Genomic DNA, 15462 nt, shown 5'->3' with positions numbered 1-15462 from the left:
CTCGACCTAATTAAACTGCTTGAGGAAACGAAGATCGTTTTCGAAAAATGCACGTAAATCGTTTACTTCATAACGCAACATAGTCAAACGCTCTACCCCCATACCAAAGGCAAATCCGGTGTATATTTCAGGATCAATATTTACAGCCTTCAATACATTAGGATGCACCATTCCACATCCTAAGACTTCTAACCATTTACCGTTTTTCCCCATCACGTCTACCTCTGCAGAAGGCTCTGTAAATGGAAAATAAGAAGGACGAAATCTAACCTGTAAATCCTGCTCAAAAAAGTTATTCAGGAAATCATGTAAAATTCCCTTTAACTCAGCAAAACTCACATCTTTATCAACCATCAAACCTTCAACTTGATGAAACATAGGAGTGTGAGTTTGATCGTAATCGTTTCGGTAAACACGACCTGGAGAAATAATACGTAACGGCGGCTGCTCGTGTTCCATTGTGCGTATTTGCACGCCAGACGTCTGTGTTCTCAACATCACGTCTGGATTAAAATAAAACGTGTCGTGATCCGCTCTAGCTGGATGGTTCGCAGGAATATTCAGCGCATCAAAGTTATGAAAGCCATCTTCGACTTCAGGGCCTGTTTTTACGCTAAAGCCTAATTCATTAAAAAAGCTTTCTATACGATTGATTGTGCGCGTAACCGGATGCAAGCCACCGCGAGATTGGCCTCTTCCTGGTAAAGTAACATCAATACTTTCCGCAGCCAGCTTCTTGTTTAATTCTTGAGTACGTAAGGTGTCGCCTCTAGCCTGAATAAGCTTTTGAATTTGTTGCTTGGCAATATTAATTTTTTGGCCGGCTGCTGGACGCTCTTCATTAGACAATTTACCTAAGCCTTTGAGTAACTCTGTCATGCGACCTTTTTTACCCATAAACTCCACACGAACGCCATCTAGAGTGTTTACATCTGGAGCTAGGTTGATTTGAGTTTCAGCCTCTTTGATTATGGCATCAAGATCCATAGTTTCCTCGAATTACATTATATATTAAGTCAGGCTATAAATTTACAGCACATGCGTATTTTTAAGAACCGGTAATTCTACACGAAAGCAAGGTAGCGAGGCTATACGTAATGTACGGAAACTACGGATTTTTAAAGCTTTTTTTATCTCAATTAAAGTATTTAGCAATAACTCACTGATAGTAACTTTGCCGCTCTAAACCACCTCAGCAGCAAATAGACAAGTTAGAAGTTATCTAAGGAGTATAGAGATGAGATATTTGGAAATATTATTCCTTAGACAAAAAAAACGGCGAACCATCCTGGCTCGCCGTTTCTTGAAAGAACTTAAACTTAATTGTTTAAAGAATTAAGCTAATGCACCTTTAGCAGCATCTACTAATGCGCTAAATGCATTTTTATCATGTACCGCTATGTCGGCTAAGATCTTACGATCGATTTCAACAGAAGCTTTTTTCAAACCATTGATGAAACGGCTGTAAGACAAACCATTTTGACGAGACGCCGCATTAATACGAGCAATCCACAATTGACGGAATTGACGTTTACGTTGACGACGGTCACGGTAAGCATATTGACCAGCTTTTGTTACTGCTTGTACAGCAACACGATAAACTCGACTACGAGCTCCATAATAACCTTTGGCTTGCTTCAGTACCTTTTTGTGACGGGCACGTGCGACAACACCGCGTTTTACTCTTGCCATTTTCTAGTCTCCTGTCTTAAACGTAAGGTAACATGCGTTGGATAAGTGCTGTATCCGCCGTATGTACTAATTTTTTGCCACGTAAGTGACGTTTACGCTTAGAACTCTTCTTGGTCAAAATATGACGCAAGTGAGACTGCTTGCTTTTAAAGCGACCTGAAGCGGTTTTTCTAAAACGCTTGGCTGCTCCACTGTTGGATTTCATTTTAGGCATTGCTAAAACTCCGCATTGTTAAGGACTTTTTGTTTTGCAGAAACGCAAAGTCTAAGTTTCATGTTTTGCAGCAAGGTGAGAACGGGTGCAGAATCCGAACTACTTGTAAACCTTAACTACTTCTTAATTGGGGCAAGCACCATGATCATCTGACGACCCTCTACCCTATGAGGGAAAGACTCGCAGTTGGCTATATCTTCTAAATCCGCTCTTACACGTTTTAGCTGTTCAATGCCAATCTCTTGGTGCGCCATTTCACGACCGCGAAAACGTATCGTTACTTTGGCCTTGTCACCCGCTTCTAGAAAGCGACGCAGGTTGCGCAGTTTTACCTGGTAATCGCCTTCATCAGTGCCAGGGCGAAATTTAATCTCCTTGACCTGAATTTGCTTTTGCTTCTTCTTTTGCTCTTTAAGTGTCTTGCTTTTTTCAAACAAGAACTTACCGTAATCCATTACTTTACATACTGGCGGTTCAGCATTAGGGCTAATTTCAACCAAATCTAAATTTGCTTGTTCAGCAGTATTCATAGCTTCGGTAAGTGATACAACACCTAATTGTTCTCCAGTAGGACCTACCAAGCGAACTTCATTTACCGTAATTTCTTCATTGATTCGAGCTTTATTCGAATCTTTAGCCTTAATGTTAGCGCCTTTAATATGTTATTCCTCCAAAAGATTAATCAAATAGCTTTGCTGTTGACTTCTGACGATGCCATTTCTATAAACGCATCTATAGACATTTTTCCGAGGTCATCACCTTTACGTGAACGTACGGCAATTTCACCACTTTCCATCTCTTTATCGCCAACAACAAGCAGATAAGGTACACGCCTTAGCGTGTGCTCGCGGATTTTAAAGCCTATTTTCTCATTTCTCAAGTCTGACTTGGCTCTAAATCCACTTTCTTTTAACTTTTTCACTACTTTATTCGAATAATCGGCTTGTTTGTCCGTAATATTCATAACAACCGCTTGAGTCGGTGCTAACCAAAGAGGGAAAAATCCAGAATACTCTTCTACCAAAATACCGATAAAACGTTCTAAAGAACCCAAAACAGCACGGTGGATCATAACAGGAACTTTACGTTCACCATCTTCGGCAACATAAGTTGACCCTAAACGACCTGGCATAGAAAAATCTAATTGCACAGTACCGCATTGCCAAGCTCTATCTAGACAGTCATATAAAGTGAATTCAATTTTAGGACCATAAAACGCCCCTTCACCAGGTAAGTAACTAAATTCAATATTTTTTTGATTTAATGCTTCTGCTAATTCAGCTTCAGCTTTATCCCAAACTTCATCGCTGCCCACTCTTTTTTCTGGGCGTGTTGAGAGCTTAACAACGATTTTTTCAAAACCAAATGTTCGATAGGCATCGTAAATCATATCAATACAACTACCGACTTCTTCAAGGATTTGCTCTTCAGTACAAAATACATGAGCATCATCTTGAGTAAATCCACGTACTCGCATCAGTCCGTGTAATCCACCTGAAGGCTCGTTTCGATGACAACAACCAAATTCAGCCATTCGCAATGGCAAATCACGGTAAGACTTCAAACCTTGATTAAAAATCTGTACATGCCCTGGGCAGTTCATTGGTTTAATCGCGTATTCACGCTTTTCAGATTCAGTGGTAAACATAGCGTCACCAAATTTGTCCCAATGGCCTGATTTTTCCCACAAACTACGATCCATCATTAACGGACCTTTTACTTCACCGTAGTTATATTCACTTAATTTTGAACGTACAAATTTTTCAAGTTCAGTATAAATAGTCCACCCAGCATCGTGCCAAAATACCATACCAGGGGCTTCATCTTGGAAGTGAAACAAATCTAATGCTTTACCAATTTTTCGGTGATCGCGCTTTTCTGCTTCTTCTAAGCGATTTAAATAGGCTTTAAGCTGCTTTTTATCAGCCCAAGCTGTACCGTAGATTCGCTGTAACATTTTATTGTCACTGTCACCACGCCAATAGGCTCCAGCCACCTTCATTATCTTAAAGTGCTGACAAAAACGCATATTTGGAACATGCGGACCACGGCACATATCTATATATTCTTCGTGATGATACAAACCTGGTTTGTCGTCTTTATCTATGTTTTCATCAAGAATTTGAATTTTGTAGGTTTCGCCTCGGGCTTCAAACGCATCGCGCGCTTCTTGCCAGCTCACAACCTTTTTCACAACCGGGTAATTAGTTTTAGCAAGTTGTAACATGCGTTTTTCAATTTTTACTAAGTCATCGTCATTTAACGAATGTTCCATATCGATATCGTAGTAAAAGCCATTATCAATCGTTGGACCAATAGCCATTTTTACATCTGGATAAAGCTGTTTAATTGCATGACCTATTAAATGAGCACAAGAGTGACGAATAATCTCAAGACCATCTTCATCTTTTGCTGTGATAATCTGCAATTTTGCATCTTGCTCAATAAGGTCACAAGCATCAACGCGAACACCGTCAACTTTACCGGCTATAGTAGCTTTAGCTAAACCAGGGCCTATATCGTTAGCAACATCAAGTACAGAAACTGCGTGATCAAATTGGCGTTGACTGCCATCGGGAAGAGTAATTACGGGCATATAGAATCCTTAATGCAGTGGTGACACCTACCAAGCGCCACATGCGAATATAGTGAATCAGCTTTAAACTATTAAACCGATTGATAAAAATAAAAAACACCCAAAAAAGGGTGCTTATAACAAATACGCTCTGCTACTATCAAAGCGGCACATATTATAACGAGATAAGGTTTATCGATGCAATGCTCAACATCAAAAACAGTGACATACCTAATACTCTTAATATGCGCAATTTTTTATAGTCCAACATATGCAGAGACTTGGGACCTTAAGAAACAAAAACACAATGTTAGCGTTTATAGTCAAAAAACTGCCTCTGGATACGACCAAGTCCTTGCAACAACACAAGTACGTGCACATCCTTTGGCATTAATAGCATTATTTGATGATATCGAAGCTTGCCCGGAGTGGATCCACAACTGTATAAAAGTAGAGATATTAGAAAAAGTATCGGCTACTGAAAGTCTAGTGAATACGTTTTTTGGTGCTCCATGGCCGGTTAAAGATCGTGACATGGTGACCTATTCTACCATTTCTTATATAGAAGACTCGGTAATAATAGAACTTTCGGATAAAAGCTCCCTAATCCCGGCCCATCCAAAATTTGTTAGGATGAAAAACATGCAAGGTACTTGGAAAGCGACCCCTATATCTAAGGGTGTGACTGAAATAAGCTACCAAGGCGGCGGGGACCCAGGAGGTAAGTTACCATCGTTCTTAGCTAATAGAGAGTTGGTTGATTCACTGTATAACACTTTACTTAATCTCCAAAACATAATGCCTTTAGACAAGTATCAGCCAAAGAATATTCAACCTTAGTGATCCCTCTCTAGTCTTTGGCTTTATTCAGATATATCCTTCTATTTTCTCCTTGAGTAAGTAACATTTAATGAAAGACAAAGTTACCTTTATTACAGGCAGTGCCAAACGAATAGGCGCACATACAGCAAAATACCTGCATTCATTAGGCTCAAATATCGTAATTCATTTTGATAAATCAAAGTCAGAAGCAGAAGCCCTTAGTCAACAACTAAATAAAATTAGGCCTAATTCAACAGCGCTTGTACAAGGAAGCTTATCGGATATAAATGCAGTAGAGGCGATTGGTCAACAAGCCATTGATGCCTTTGGTCGATTAGATGTACTGATTAATAACGCATCATCTTTTTACCCTACACCAATAGGCAGTATTTCAACAGATGACTGGCACAGCTTAGTGGGCAGCAACATGCAGGGACCATTATTTTTGTCCCAATATTGCGCAAATACATTAGCACTAAATAACGGAGTGATTATCAATATGGTGGACATTCATGCTGCTAGGCCCTTAAAAAACCACACCTTGTATTGCATGGCAAAATCAGCGCTTGTTACTATGACTCAATCATTGGCCATCGAATTAGCCCCAAAAATAAGAGTAAACGGGGTCGCCCCCGGCGCAATATTGTGGCCAGAAACCCAATTAAAAGAAGAAGATAAGCAACAAATTTTAGAACAAATACCTGCACAGCGATTAGGACAAATGCAAGATATCGCCCATGCGATTGGCTTTTTAGTTGAAGCGACTTATGTTACTGGTCAAATTATTGCTGTTGATGGAGGACGCAGCTTATCTTCAAATACAAAAGGTTAGTCATTTTGATAAAGGCAATAATACTTGCTGGACTAGGATTTACCTTAATGTCTTGCACGCCAAGCAATACAATAGAAGATCACTTGCATGATTACTCATCACGTATGGCAAATATACTCGAAGTAGAACCAGCTCAACTAGCGCAGGTGAGCCTTCCCCCCTACCCTAAAATAAACACCTTAACGCAAAGTATTCCTTCCACTACCATAAAGCTCACTGACTTTTACGGCCTCAAACACTGTGAACTATATTCTTTAGTAGCGGAGCGAAATACTGTTCTGGGGCGCATACAACTGCCATCTACACGTTATATTTACGAAGCAAAGTTAATAAAAGCATTACAAACCTGTTTGTCTGAAACCACAAGCCCTCAATTACAACCCAAACTATCCCATTGGCTATCACTCAAAGAGCAGCAATTTCCAAAAGTATGGGCCAACCTGGTTCAAACAAGTACTGAAATAAAACATGGATTATCAACAAACACAGGCTTTGTTCATGGGACACCTAATGATGGTTTAAATGAAACCAAAGCCGCTTTACATTATTTAATGGAGCTTTCAGCCCCTACAGTAAACGAACAATCACAAATAGAACGCCATCTAAAACAATTATTAGATACCCCATTACCGGCTCGAATTTGGCACACTCAATTATTACTAAGTAATCACCTTGAGCAACTAACTTATTGGTTAACAATAAACGAATCCAAATTAGGGTGTGATACTCCCCCTAAAAAACAGAAACTTGAATACCTAACCAATGTCTTCAGACTATTTTTTATAGAAAAAATACAACCCATTGCAGGACAGTTAAATCATTACCACTATCAGCTCACACCAATATTTGACAAGGTTGTTAAACACAGACAACTGTCACCGGCATTTAAAGGCTATATAAGACAACAAGAACAAGAAAATTTTGAACAATACTCGAAGGCACTAAAAGAACATTTAGCCTTTTGGCAAACCCTATTTAAAACATGCAATATATCAGCAACACAAATATAGCTAACTATTAAAATCAAACAATTAGGTCGTGTAAAATATAAAAGCGTAAATATGCAGCGCTTTATTAACATTTTGTATGAAAGCTAGTCGATTAACCCCGTGTAGCTAAAAAAGTCTTGCAGACTAATAAAGGCATAGTTATTATACGCGCCGCTTCAAAGCACTGTCTTTAAGCGTTAATTCAATACAACCGTAGCTCAGCTGGTTAGAGCACCACCTTGACATGGTGGGGGTCGGTGGTTCGAGTCCACTCGGTTGTACCAAACTTTCTAATACTAGTTATTATCACTACCTAAGCTAAAAATACCACGAAAGAACGCAGTCAAGACACCGGACATAGAATCCTCTATAAGGTCATTCTTGAAATCACCTTTGTTACTATATGTATTGTAAGCCTTATTGTTTTGTCTCCTTTCAGCACTTGAACTAGCACCATCAAAAAAGTCTTTTGCAAATCTATTAGACGTAGAAGCGCACCCACTTGATAAAGCACAGGTTAGAAGGACGGCTATTAATTTAATCTTCATTTAGTTTCCTGTTCTGAAAAGGTTACAACGCTATTTTATTAACTACTCTTACTTAGCTGTATATTTCTAGATATAAAAAACAGTATAAAAAGCAAAAACCAATTGTTAATTATCCCTTTAGGGGAGTGACTAGAGGACCATTCTCAATGGTTCTCACTTCAAATACTTTGATTTAGCGAAAAAGAAAGCGGGTAAAGGGATAATAGAAAACACTACAATTAGCATTAAAAATACATAAATCCCCATAAACTCTTGAAATACCAGAAAGCCTAATAGCATCATCAAAACACCTGTTAATAAAATGCTGTGACCAACAAATGTAGCGAACTTTTCTGGCTCTTTTAAAGCTGTAAAATCTACACCATTTATTAGCTCATATTTCTTCTTTACCGTGATTAAAAACCCGAGGCTAATGCAAATAATGCCAGATAAAGCACTAACGATTAATATTAAAAATGGAATATCCATAAACTTCCCTTTTAGTAATTAACAATTAATTAGACGACAAAAAGTCACATTCAACCCGCTTGTTTTTCAAACTGCCATTAGTAAATTATTTTATAACTGATTTTTGTATTTCGGGCAAATATTGACCATATCTTTGGTACAAAAATCACGCTGTTTTATTGATACCTTGACCAACATCAATAAGTAAATGATAGTAGCTGTTAGTCTTATAAGACATTCAAAATAGGTCATAACCCACCATGAAAATCGCGTTTTACAATACCAAGCAATATGACAAAACTTACTTTGATCATGCAATATTAGGTACGTCTCATGAAATTCGATATTTATCATGCCATTTAAACAAAGAAACTGCCTCTTTGGTTGACGGTGAAAAAGTAATATGTGCTTTTATTAACGATACTCTAGATGCTGATGTGCTAACAATATTGCAGCAAAAAGGTGTTAAATTAATTGCTTTGCGGTCAGCTGGGTTTAATCACGTAGATTTAGAATGTGCTAAAAATCTAGGCTTAGCCGTGGTAAGAGTTCCGGCCTACTCTCCTTACTCCATTGCTGAACATGCTGTGGCTTTATTGTTGTCTTTAAACCGTGGGATTCACAGAGCCTATAATCGCACCCGAGAAGGTGACTTTTCCCTTAGTAACCTCATGGGGTTTGATCTGCACAATAAGACTGTAGGAGTAATAGGTACAGGAAAAATTGGGCAAGCATTCATTAAAATTATGCATGGTTTTGGTTGTAAAATTTTAGCCCACGACCCTTACCCAAATGAAGAGTGTATTAATTTGGGTGCCAATTATGTTTCTTTAGACGAAATATTTGTCCAATCAAATATCATCTCTTTACATTGTCCCTTAACCTCAGATACCCAGCATCTAATCAACCAAGTATCCTTAGACAAAATGCAAGACGGTGTAGCTATTATTAATACCAGTCGCGGAAAGTTAGTTGATAGCAAAGCCATGATCCAAGCCCTTAAAAAAGGCAAAGTGGGCTTATTAGGATTAGATGTTTACGAGGAGGAAGAGACACTATTTTTTGAAGATCTATCAGCGCAAGGTATCCAAGATGATGTACTGGCTAGGTTAACGACCTTCCCAAACGTGATTATTACCAGTCATCAGGGCTTTTTTACCCATGAGGCTATGTCAAACATTGCAAAAACAACGTTAGAAAATATCAATCAATTTGAGTTAGATGGCAGTATAAAAAATGGCGTTACTTAGGCTTGGCGTTTCCAAGCCTAATGTAAGATGATTTTAATGTTAATAACTAGCAATTGCATGGTGAGACATACGAGTTTTAGGCATTGCAATAAATTGGTTAGACAAGAGTTTATCGCCATTAACACAATCATGTAATCGCTGAATATCCAGTATGCTTATTCTACGTTTATTAACATCTATAGTTTGCTCTTTTTGCAACTGAGTTAATTGCCGGCTAACTGTTTCAACAGCCATTCCTAAATAATTGGCTATATCCACACGACTCATACTTAAATCAAATATATGACTCGATAAACCTCTGTTTTCAAACTTTTCAGATAAGTTTAGAAGAAACGAAGCAAATTTTTGGCTAGCGTTCATACAATGGGAGTTAAGAATAAACTTATCATCAAGATTAAGTGCTTCACTCATACCTTGCAGTAACTTAAACCTGATACTTGATGAATTAGCCATAGCGGCATCCAACTCACTGTAAGCAATACGGCATACACTACTTGTTTCTAAAAATTTGAGAGTTTGGCTATGCTCTCCTGTTTCAAATCCATCTAATCCAAGTAAATCTCCCGGAAAGTAAAATCCAGTAATTTGCTCTTGCCCCATTCCTGATACCAACGAAGCTTTTACCGATCCTGAGCGTAATATGTAGATAGCATCAAACTTCTCACCAGCTCGAAACAAAGCATCCGTTTTATGGAATATTTTATGGGACCGAGATTTAGAGACAATCTTGGTATTTGATTTGTCAAAACACATACCTGACATAGCGCAGTGCTGGCATAAAGAAGACTGTTGGGCAACGTACTGAGACATTTTACACTCCTTACTTATATGTAGTAAATTGGCTCACCTTGATGCAGATCAGCCTTGAGATAAATACTAGCGGTAAGCTTAGTGCTGATATATTCGTTATTCTGCGTAAATTATTTCGGTAAATACGTAGTTTTGCCTTTTATGGAGCCCTTTCTTTGACAACAATGGGAGAAAACACAATTAAACCCAACCCACTCGATACCAATGCACAGTTCTTGGCGCTGCTTGATGCTGCAGTGGATGCAATGATAGTCATTGACCATAGAGGCGCTATCGAGGTTTTCAACCATGCTGCAGAAAGAATGTTTGGGTACCAAGCTAAAGATGTAATAGGCGCGAATGTACGCATTTTAATGCCACAGCCCTACCAAGATGCTCACGATGGCTATTTGCAGCACTTTAACGAGACTAAGCAAGCTAAAGTAATAGGAATTGGCCGAGAGGTAAAAGCGCAAAAGTCGAACGGTGAAATATTCCCTATTGAGCTATCGGTGGGTGAAGTGAAAAAATCAAGCCACCCACAGTTTGTGGGTATCATCCGCGATATTAGCGATCGGATGAAAGTTCAGGCTGATTTAAATGAAAGTCGAGAGCGGTTAGCCCAATTCACAAGATTAAGTACTATGGGAGAAATGGCCGCAGGCATTGCCCATGAAATTAACCAACCTCTCACAGCTATTACTAGTTACTCTCAAGCCTGTCGAAACTTTATTGAGCAATTCCAGCCTAAGTCCGAAGACCCATCACTGGTAAAAGTGAAAGCAACATTAGACAAAATAAGCGCTCAAACCCACCGTGCTAGCGAAGTCATTAGCCGTTTAAGGAATTTTGTCAAAAAAGGGCAAGTTATACGAACCACAGTAAATTTAAGCTCTTTAATAAAAAACACGTTAAATTTAGCTGAGATAGACACGCGGATCCTTGAACATGGTATTGAATTAAACCTAGCAAATAACCCTCGTCCTATGGTCAATATTGACGACATTCAAATCCAGCAGGTGTTGTTTAACTTAATCAACAACGCTATTGACTCATTACAAGCATGTCCTTCTAAACCAATACAAATAAGTACTCATTGGGTTGGGGATAAAAATATAGAAGTTGCAGTGCAAGATTTTGGTGTCGGTATTAACGCGCAACAAGAAGAATCGCTATTTTTGCCCTTTTACACCACCAAAGCTTCAGGTATGGGAGTAGGCCTTTCCATTAGTCAGACCATAATTGAAGCACACGGAGGTAAACTAACCTATCGAAAAGGCCAACCATCAGGTAGCATTTTTACCTTTACATTACCTGCCAGTGGCGCAACTACCTTACCCCACATCGAAAAATAGAAATAAACCTTATGAATACAAAATCAACCACCTTCTCAGATTCACTTGTTTATTTAGTTGACGATGATGAGGCAGTATTAGACGCCATCAGCCTATTATTAGACTCTATGTCTATACCTAACCAAACCTACCCCAATGCCATTTCGTTTTTAGAAGCCTTTGATGAAGAAGACTTTGCCAGCTTAACAGGCTGTATCGTGTTAGATATTCGAATGCCAGGAATGAGTGGTATGGAATGTCAGCAAAAACTTAAGACACTTAATTGTAGCCTGCCTATTATTTTTCTATCCGGCCATGGCGATGTGCCATTAGCGGTAGAAGCAATGAAACAAGGCGCCGTTGAATTCATTCAAAAACCTTTTCGTGAACAAGTATTACTAGATTGCATCCAACATGTATTAGCGACTAATCAAGCAGAGCAAAATAAAGCATTACAGCAACTTGAAATACAAAAACGAATAGACACATTAACGAAAAGAGAAAAGCAAATAATGAAGAGAGTCATTGCAGGACAAGCCAATAAGCTAATTGCTGATGAATTAAACCTCAGTCAGCGCACTATTGAGATACACAGAGCTAATGTCATGGAAAAAATGCAAGCCAACTCATTAGCTGAATTAGTGGTTATGGGCTTAACCTGCCAGTAAAAACTCTCAAACCATAGTCTTACACTTTAATAGCGAGTACATCACATTTAGCGCCATGCAATACAGCATTCGCAGTTGATCCCAACAAAAGTTTTAGTCCGCTCTTTCCATGGGTACCTAACACAATAAGATCGGCACCAATTTTTTCTGCTAAAGCATGTATTTCGTCAGCAGGATCACCAATAGGTGCAGCCACTTGATCATCAGGAATACCATGTTTTTGGGCTAACGTGACCAAGGCTGCATTGGCATTTTTTTGATTATCACTTATAAAGTCTGTCCCTAACGAATACCCATAAGACTCAAAATACAGCTGTGGCAAAGTTGCATAAATTAAAGTTAGATCTTCTGGGCTTTTAGCTAAGGTTTTAGCTCGCTCCAGTACTTTTTGATGCTCAGAAAATATGTCTATCGCGACAATAACTTTTTTATAATGGTCCATATCGGCATACCCCAGATTAATAATATCCGTCTAATCCTACCAAGGTAAATATTTAACAATTGCACTTAGTAGCATTAACTTTTTGTCTAAGGGTATTAAAGATTATTGGCAAAAAACTGCATTGATCCAAATCAAAATAACGCCAGTCACTAAAAAATAATGATGAATGAGTAACAAGCCTAGAAGTTAGCCAGCAATACACTATCTAGAGAAAATCAAAGGGCTTCACATGTTCAATTATCGTTTGCGATTCATATAACTTGGCAAATTCCTGCCCTAACTTATCACTTTGATTGATTACCCCCTCCCAATATGGAATACGCTGCAGCGCTGGCATAGTTTCAAAGTCTTTTCTGTCAGGTATTTTCGCATAAGGTAATTGGCTAATAAATTCATCAGATGGAACTAGCATCACCACATCGTCGTAACTAGTATTGTGAGGTAAGCGATTTTTTAACGATTTATCGAACCACCCTGGTATGGGCCGCTTATTAAAATGAGGATAAAAAACTAAGCCTTTTTGGGGACCAAAGCTCAGGTCAAAATGATAATCGATAATACCACCGTCACGATACATACCATGGGGTGCTCCTGAGATATTTTTCACTCCTTCAATAATTAGAGGAATAGAGCCCGACGCCATAAGTGCCTGCGAAAGATTATTGTCGGTAAGTGCAATAGATTGCGTCTTTAAACCGTAAGGATCAGTAATTGACAAAGAGCTGCTGGGGGCAGAAAAAACAAAACGCTCATAAAAACTATTTAACCATTTTCGTTTTAATGCGTTGGCACCTGCGCTCGCTACCAAGCCAGTTAATTGCAAGGGCTTTGATTCAAATTGTGTTAACCCTTTGCATTTAGCTACGATAAAGTGCGCTTTAATAACAGGATTATCAACTATCTGTTTCGCACCTGTATCACCTAATACATAATCTAGTAAGGCTATGCCTTTATCGGTGATCTCCTTTGGGGTTGGTGAGTCTGAATATTGTGTGGTTGAATACCGCTGTGCCAAACGGTTAGTTGCTGCTAAGGGATCTTCTTGAGCAAAACAAGCGAACCTAAATGCGCCAGCAGAAGAGCCAATTATATCTAGCGGTTTTGATCGCCCCTTAAAAAACTCTGTAAATATGTAACGATCTAAGCCTGCAAGTACAAACCACTTCGGACCACCTGATGCACCCAACATATAATCAAACAATTCAGGAGAAAACCCTTCATTTCTAATCCTGTTTATCGCATTTTTACCCGCATAAATATCTAATAACGCCATTAACTTAGCACTTCCAATTAAACTTCAACCATAAAAACGACTATCTACTCACGTCAGTGATATTGATCTTACTCATCATAAATTGCACAAACCGCTCCGGCTGGATCTTTAATTACCGCATAATAACTCGTATCACTTAACTTTTTAACATCCGTTAGCACTTTGCCACCTAACGCCAGCACTTGTTCCAATGATTCCTGTAGATTCTCAACTTTTACATACATTAACCATTGAGCAGGTAAGCTTGAATTGGGGCCTTTAGCATGACATACACCTGCTACCCCCTCTTCTGTCGCGGGTGTAGACATTGCATAATCTTCATAGTCACCCATATTTACAGGAGAGGTTTTCCAGCCGATCACTGACTGATAAAACTCAGCGACTTCTGCTGCATTATTAACCGTAAGATCCCGCCAGGTTATGCTACCAACTTCAGCCTTTTTCATAACTTTTTACCTCTTTTTAAAATAAAACGAATGAATTTACACCTTTAAATTGATTATCGCGTACTTTACAACCAATGCTAAATTCTCTATATATATCAGCTCATTAAACACTATATAAACAGTACTCAACAGACTTATCCACAGATTACGTGGATAAAGCTGGCTTGACATGAGAATAAGTGGCTGTTTTCCTAGAGATATCAACAATCTTAAAAATTTAACCTAAATGCCTAAACAGAGCCTACTGATCTTGCCAGAGATCTTTGTTATCCACAGTTTGCCAAATAACGCTGCTATTCCTGCAGAAGTTTTTAATGCTTCCGTTTATTTTATTGGTAAAACCAATGAAGAATTGTCTTTAGTTGTTCCTGATACAGTTTTAGTAGATAGTGATGACAAAGACAGTGGCTGGAAGGCTCTTGAAGTATTAGGGCCACTTAATTTAAGTATGGTAGGTATCATGGCACAAATTGGTGGCGTATTGGCGGCTGCAAAAATTAGCATCTTTGTAGTTTCAACATTTGAAACTGACTTTTTTCTGGTTAAACAAGATGATCTGCAATCAGCAAGCGCGGCTCTTGTTGCAAATGGATATAAAGTTCAGGAGTAATGACTTTATTTAACCGCTTAATTACCCAAGAGCAAGTCCCAAGAAACGCTAAACCTTTTAATTTGTTGAGCCCAATAAATGGCAAAGTTGTGCCATTAGATAAGGTGCCTGAACCTCTTTTTACACAACGTATCTTTGGAGAAGGTGTTGCTATCGAGCCTAGTGGCTACCAAGTATTTGCGCCTTTTGCAGGTAAAGTGTTGTTTTTTCCTGAGTTAGCCAATCAAATTCGATTAAAAGCTAAAAATGGTTTACAGCTACAAATTCAGCTTGGGCTTGATTCTCACCTGATGATGGGTGAAGGTTTCAAACGCTTGGTCAAACAAGGAGAACAAATTGAACAAGGTCAGGCTATAGCTGAATTCGCTATTCATAAAATGAAAAAGTCACTGGACTGTACACTTTGCCCTATTACAATTTTAAACAGCAACAAAGTGAAAGGCATACAAGCACACTACTATAGCGCCAGAGCAAACGAAGACAATATAATGTCAATTTACATATAAAGTATTGTATTAATATGAATTGATA

At 38.6% G+C, this 15462-nt stretch carries 19 protein-coding genes and 1 tRNA gene; 9 read left to right on the top strand and 11 right to left on the bottom strand.

Annotated elements, in window-relative coordinates; all coding sequences use genetic code 11:
* Nucleotides 1–6 precede the first annotated feature (6 nt).
* The 5 genes from pheS to thrS all read right to left on the bottom strand — a co-directional run bounded on the left by pheS (nt 7) and on the right by thrS (nt 4502).
* Entirely contained in the window at nt 7–987 is a 981-nt protein-coding gene (pheS, locus tag ACMUMK_RS06880) for a phenylalanine--tRNA ligase subunit alpha (RefSeq protein ID WP_414700397.1), read from the bottom strand.
* A gap of 348 nt (nt 988–1335) precedes the next feature.
* Nucleotides 1336–1692: a 50S ribosomal protein L20 gene (gene rplT, locus ACMUMK_RS06875; protein WP_133470422.1), complete on the bottom strand. Its 357-nt coding sequence runs from the start codon at nt 1690–1692 to the stop codon at nt 1336–1338.
* Nucleotides 1693–1708: 16 nt separating this feature from the next.
* Entirely contained in the window at nt 1709–1906 is a 198-nt protein-coding gene (gene rpmI / locus ACMUMK_RS06870) for a 50S ribosomal protein L35 (protein WP_254855198.1), read from the bottom strand.
* Between the two features lie 116 nt (nt 1907–2022).
* The gene (gene infC / locus ACMUMK_RS06865; RefSeq protein WP_414701377.1) at nt 2023–2550 is read right to left on the bottom strand and encodes a translation initiation factor IF-3; all 528 of its coding nucleotides are present in this window, start codon (nt 2548–2550) and stop codon (nt 2023–2025) included.
* A gap of 38 nt (nt 2551–2588) precedes the next feature.
* Nucleotides 2589–4502: a threonine--tRNA ligase gene (gene thrS / locus ACMUMK_RS06860; protein ID WP_414700396.1), complete on the bottom strand. Its 1914-nt coding sequence runs from the start codon at nt 4500–4502 to the stop codon at nt 2589–2591.
* Nucleotides 4503–4679: 177 nt separating this feature from the next.
* Here thrS and ACMUMK_RS06855 point away from each other — a divergent pair, with 177 nt between their 5' ends.
* The 4 genes from ACMUMK_RS06855 to ACMUMK_RS06840 all read left to right on the top strand — a co-directional run bounded on the left by ACMUMK_RS06855 (nt 4680) and on the right by ACMUMK_RS06840 (nt 7408).
* The gene (locus tag ACMUMK_RS06855; protein ID WP_414700395.1) at nt 4680–5321 is read left to right on the top strand and encodes an START domain-containing protein; all 642 of its coding nucleotides are present in this window, start codon (nt 4680–4682) and stop codon (nt 5319–5321) included.
* Nucleotides 5322–5391: 70 nt separating this feature from the next.
* Nucleotides 5392–6135: a pteridine reductase gene (locus ACMUMK_RS06850; protein ID WP_414700394.1), complete on the top strand. Its 744-nt coding sequence runs from the start codon at nt 5392–5394 to the stop codon at nt 6133–6135.
* Between the two features lie 47 nt (nt 6136–6182).
* The gene (locus ACMUMK_RS06845; protein ID WP_414700393.1) at nt 6183–7145 is read left to right on the top strand and encodes a DUF3080 family protein; all 963 of its coding nucleotides are present in this window, start codon (nt 6183–6185) and stop codon (nt 7143–7145) included.
* A 186-nt stretch (nt 7146–7331) separates the two neighbouring features.
* Nucleotides 7332–7408: transfer RNA gene (locus ACMUMK_RS06840), tRNA-Val, on the top strand.
* 12 nt (nt 7409–7420) lie between these two features.
* On the opposite strand, the gene ACMUMK_RS06835 is transcribed toward ACMUMK_RS06840, so the two are convergent.
* Nucleotides 7421–7672 (bottom strand): hypothetical protein, encoded by a 252-nt coding sequence (locus ACMUMK_RS06835; protein ID WP_414700392.1) that lies wholly within the window; start codon nt 7670–7672, stop codon nt 7421–7423.
* A 153-nt stretch (nt 7673–7825) separates the two neighbouring features.
* On the bottom strand, nt 7826–8140 hold the full coding sequence (locus ACMUMK_RS06830) for a hypothetical protein (protein WP_414700391.1): 315 nt from the start codon (nt 8138–8140) through the stop codon (nt 7826–7828).
* A gap of 239 nt (nt 8141–8379) precedes the next feature.
* Here ACMUMK_RS06830 and ACMUMK_RS06825 point away from each other — a divergent pair, with 239 nt between their 5' ends.
* Nucleotides 8380–9369: a 2-hydroxyacid dehydrogenase gene (locus tag ACMUMK_RS06825; protein WP_414700390.1), complete on the top strand. Its 990-nt coding sequence runs from the start codon at nt 8380–8382 to the stop codon at nt 9367–9369.
* A 39-nt stretch (nt 9370–9408) separates the two neighbouring features.
* On the opposite strand, the gene ACMUMK_RS06820 is transcribed toward ACMUMK_RS06825, so the two are convergent.
* Entirely contained in the window at nt 9409–10179 is a 771-nt protein-coding gene (locus ACMUMK_RS06820) for a helix-turn-helix domain-containing protein (protein ID WP_414700389.1), read from the bottom strand.
* Nucleotides 10180–10343: 164 nt separating this feature from the next.
* Here ACMUMK_RS06820 and ACMUMK_RS06815 point away from each other — a divergent pair, with 164 nt between their 5' ends.
* Together ACMUMK_RS06815 and ACMUMK_RS06810 are read left to right on the top strand one after the other, a co-directional pair.
* The gene (locus ACMUMK_RS06815; protein ID WP_414701376.1) at nt 10344–11513 is read left to right on the top strand and encodes a two-component system sensor histidine kinase NtrB; all 1170 of its coding nucleotides are present in this window, start codon (nt 10344–10346) and stop codon (nt 11511–11513) included.
* Between the two features lie 11 nt (nt 11514–11524).
* A complete protein-coding gene (locus tag ACMUMK_RS06810; RefSeq protein ID WP_414700388.1) occupies nt 11525–12160 on the top strand; it encodes a response regulator transcription factor in 636 nt (211 codons plus the stop codon).
* Between the two features lie 19 nt (nt 12161–12179).
* Here the strand turns inward: ACMUMK_RS06810 and ACMUMK_RS06805 are convergent, their stop codons facing one another.
* From ACMUMK_RS06805 to ACMUMK_RS06795, 3 genes are all read right to left on the bottom strand, one after another.
* Nucleotides 12180–12602 carry a universal stress protein gene (locus ACMUMK_RS06805; protein ID WP_414700387.1) on the bottom strand — a complete coding sequence of 141 codons (423 nt, stop codon included), beginning with the start codon at nt 12600–12602 and terminating at the stop codon, nt 12180–12182.
* Between the two features lie 205 nt (nt 12603–12807).
* On the bottom strand, nt 12808–13875 hold the full coding sequence (locus ACMUMK_RS06800; RefSeq protein WP_414700386.1) for a patatin-like phospholipase family protein: 1068 nt from the start codon (nt 13873–13875) through the stop codon (nt 12808–12810).
* Between the two features lie 68 nt (nt 13876–13943).
* Nucleotides 13944–14321 (bottom strand): VOC family protein, encoded by a 378-nt coding sequence (locus ACMUMK_RS06795; RefSeq protein WP_414700385.1) that lies wholly within the window; start codon nt 14319–14321, stop codon nt 13944–13946.
* A 226-nt stretch (nt 14322–14547) separates the two neighbouring features.
* Between ACMUMK_RS06795 and ACMUMK_RS06790 the strand changes: the two genes are divergently transcribed.
* Nucleotides 14548–14931, top strand: a complete 384-nt coding sequence (locus ACMUMK_RS06790; RefSeq protein ID WP_414700384.1) for an ACT domain-containing protein — start codon at nt 14548–14550, stop codon at nt 14929–14931.
* Nucleotides 14931–15437 (top strand): PTS glucose transporter subunit IIA, encoded by a 507-nt coding sequence (locus ACMUMK_RS06785; protein ID WP_414700383.1) that lies wholly within the window; start codon nt 14931–14933, stop codon nt 15435–15437. The genes ACMUMK_RS06790 and ACMUMK_RS06785 overlap by 1 nt, the downstream gene beginning before the upstream one ends.
* The last annotated feature ends 25 nt before the right edge of the window (nt 15438–15462 follow it).

Source organism: Paraglaciecola sp. 2405UD69-4, from assembly GCF_047525415.1.
Lineage (GTDB): Bacteria > Pseudomonadota > Gammaproteobacteria > Enterobacterales > Alteromonadaceae > Paraglaciecola.
This window is presented reverse-complemented; position numbering and strand designations above follow the sequence as displayed.

Coding starts and splice junctions, on each gene's coding strand:
- ACMUMK_RS06810 (WP_414700388.1), top strand. CDS start 11,525: ATGAATACAAAATCAACCACCTTCTCAGATTCACTTGTTTATTTAGTT.
- ACMUMK_RS06785 (WP_414700383.1), top strand. CDS start 14,931: ATGACTTTATTTAACCGCTTAATTACCCAAGAGCAAGTCCCAAGAAAC.
- ACMUMK_RS06790 (WP_414700384.1), top strand. CDS start 14,548: ATGCCTAAACAGAGCCTACTGATCTTGCCAGAGATCTTTGTTATCCAC.
- ACMUMK_RS06815 (WP_414701376.1), top strand. CDS start 10,344: ATGGGAGAAAACACAATTAAACCCAACCCACTCGATACCAATGCACAG.
- ACMUMK_RS06850 (WP_414700394.1), top strand. CDS start 5,392: ATGAAAGACAAAGTTACCTTTATTACAGGCAGTGCCAAACGAATAGGC.
- rplT (WP_133470422.1), bottom strand. CDS start 1,692: ATGGCAAGAGTAAAACGCGGTGTTGTCGCACGTGCCCGTCACAAAAAG.
- rpmI (WP_254855198.1), bottom strand. CDS start 1,906: ATGCCTAAAATGAAATCCAACAGTGGAGCAGCCAAGCGTTTTAGAAAA.
- ACMUMK_RS06800 (WP_414700386.1), bottom strand. CDS start 13,875: ATGGCGTTATTAGATATTTATGCGGGTAAAAATGCGATAAACAGGATT.
- ACMUMK_RS06830 (WP_414700391.1), bottom strand. CDS start 8,140: ATGGATATTCCATTTTTAATATTAATCGTTAGTGCTTTATCTGGCATT.
- ACMUMK_RS06805 (WP_414700387.1), bottom strand. CDS start 12,602: ATGGACCATTATAAAAAAGTTATTGTCGCGATAGACATATTTTCTGAG.
- ACMUMK_RS06820 (WP_414700389.1), bottom strand. CDS start 10,179: ATGTCTCAGTACGTTGCCCAACAGTCTTCTTTATGCCAGCACTGCGCT.
- ACMUMK_RS06795 (WP_414700385.1), bottom strand. CDS start 14,321: ATGAAAAAGGCTGAAGTTGGTAGCATAACCTGGCGGGATCTTACGGTT.
- ACMUMK_RS06835 (WP_414700392.1), bottom strand. CDS start 7,672: ATGAAGATTAAATTAATAGCCGTCCTTCTAACCTGTGCTTTATCAAGT.
- ACMUMK_RS06855 (WP_414700395.1), top strand. CDS start 4,680: ATGCAATGCTCAACATCAAAAACAGTGACATACCTAATACTCTTAATA.
- ACMUMK_RS06845 (WP_414700393.1), top strand. CDS start 6,183: ATGTCTTGCACGCCAAGCAATACAATAGAAGATCACTTGCATGATTAC.
- thrS (WP_414700396.1), bottom strand. CDS start 4,502: ATGCCCGTAATTACTCTTCCCGATGGCAGTCAACGCCAATTTGATCAC.
- ACMUMK_RS06825 (WP_414700390.1), top strand. CDS start 8,380: ATGAAAATCGCGTTTTACAATACCAAGCAATATGACAAAACTTACTTT.
- pheS (WP_414700397.1), bottom strand. CDS start 987: ATGGATCTTGATGCCATAATCAAAGAGGCTGAAACTCAAATCAACCTA.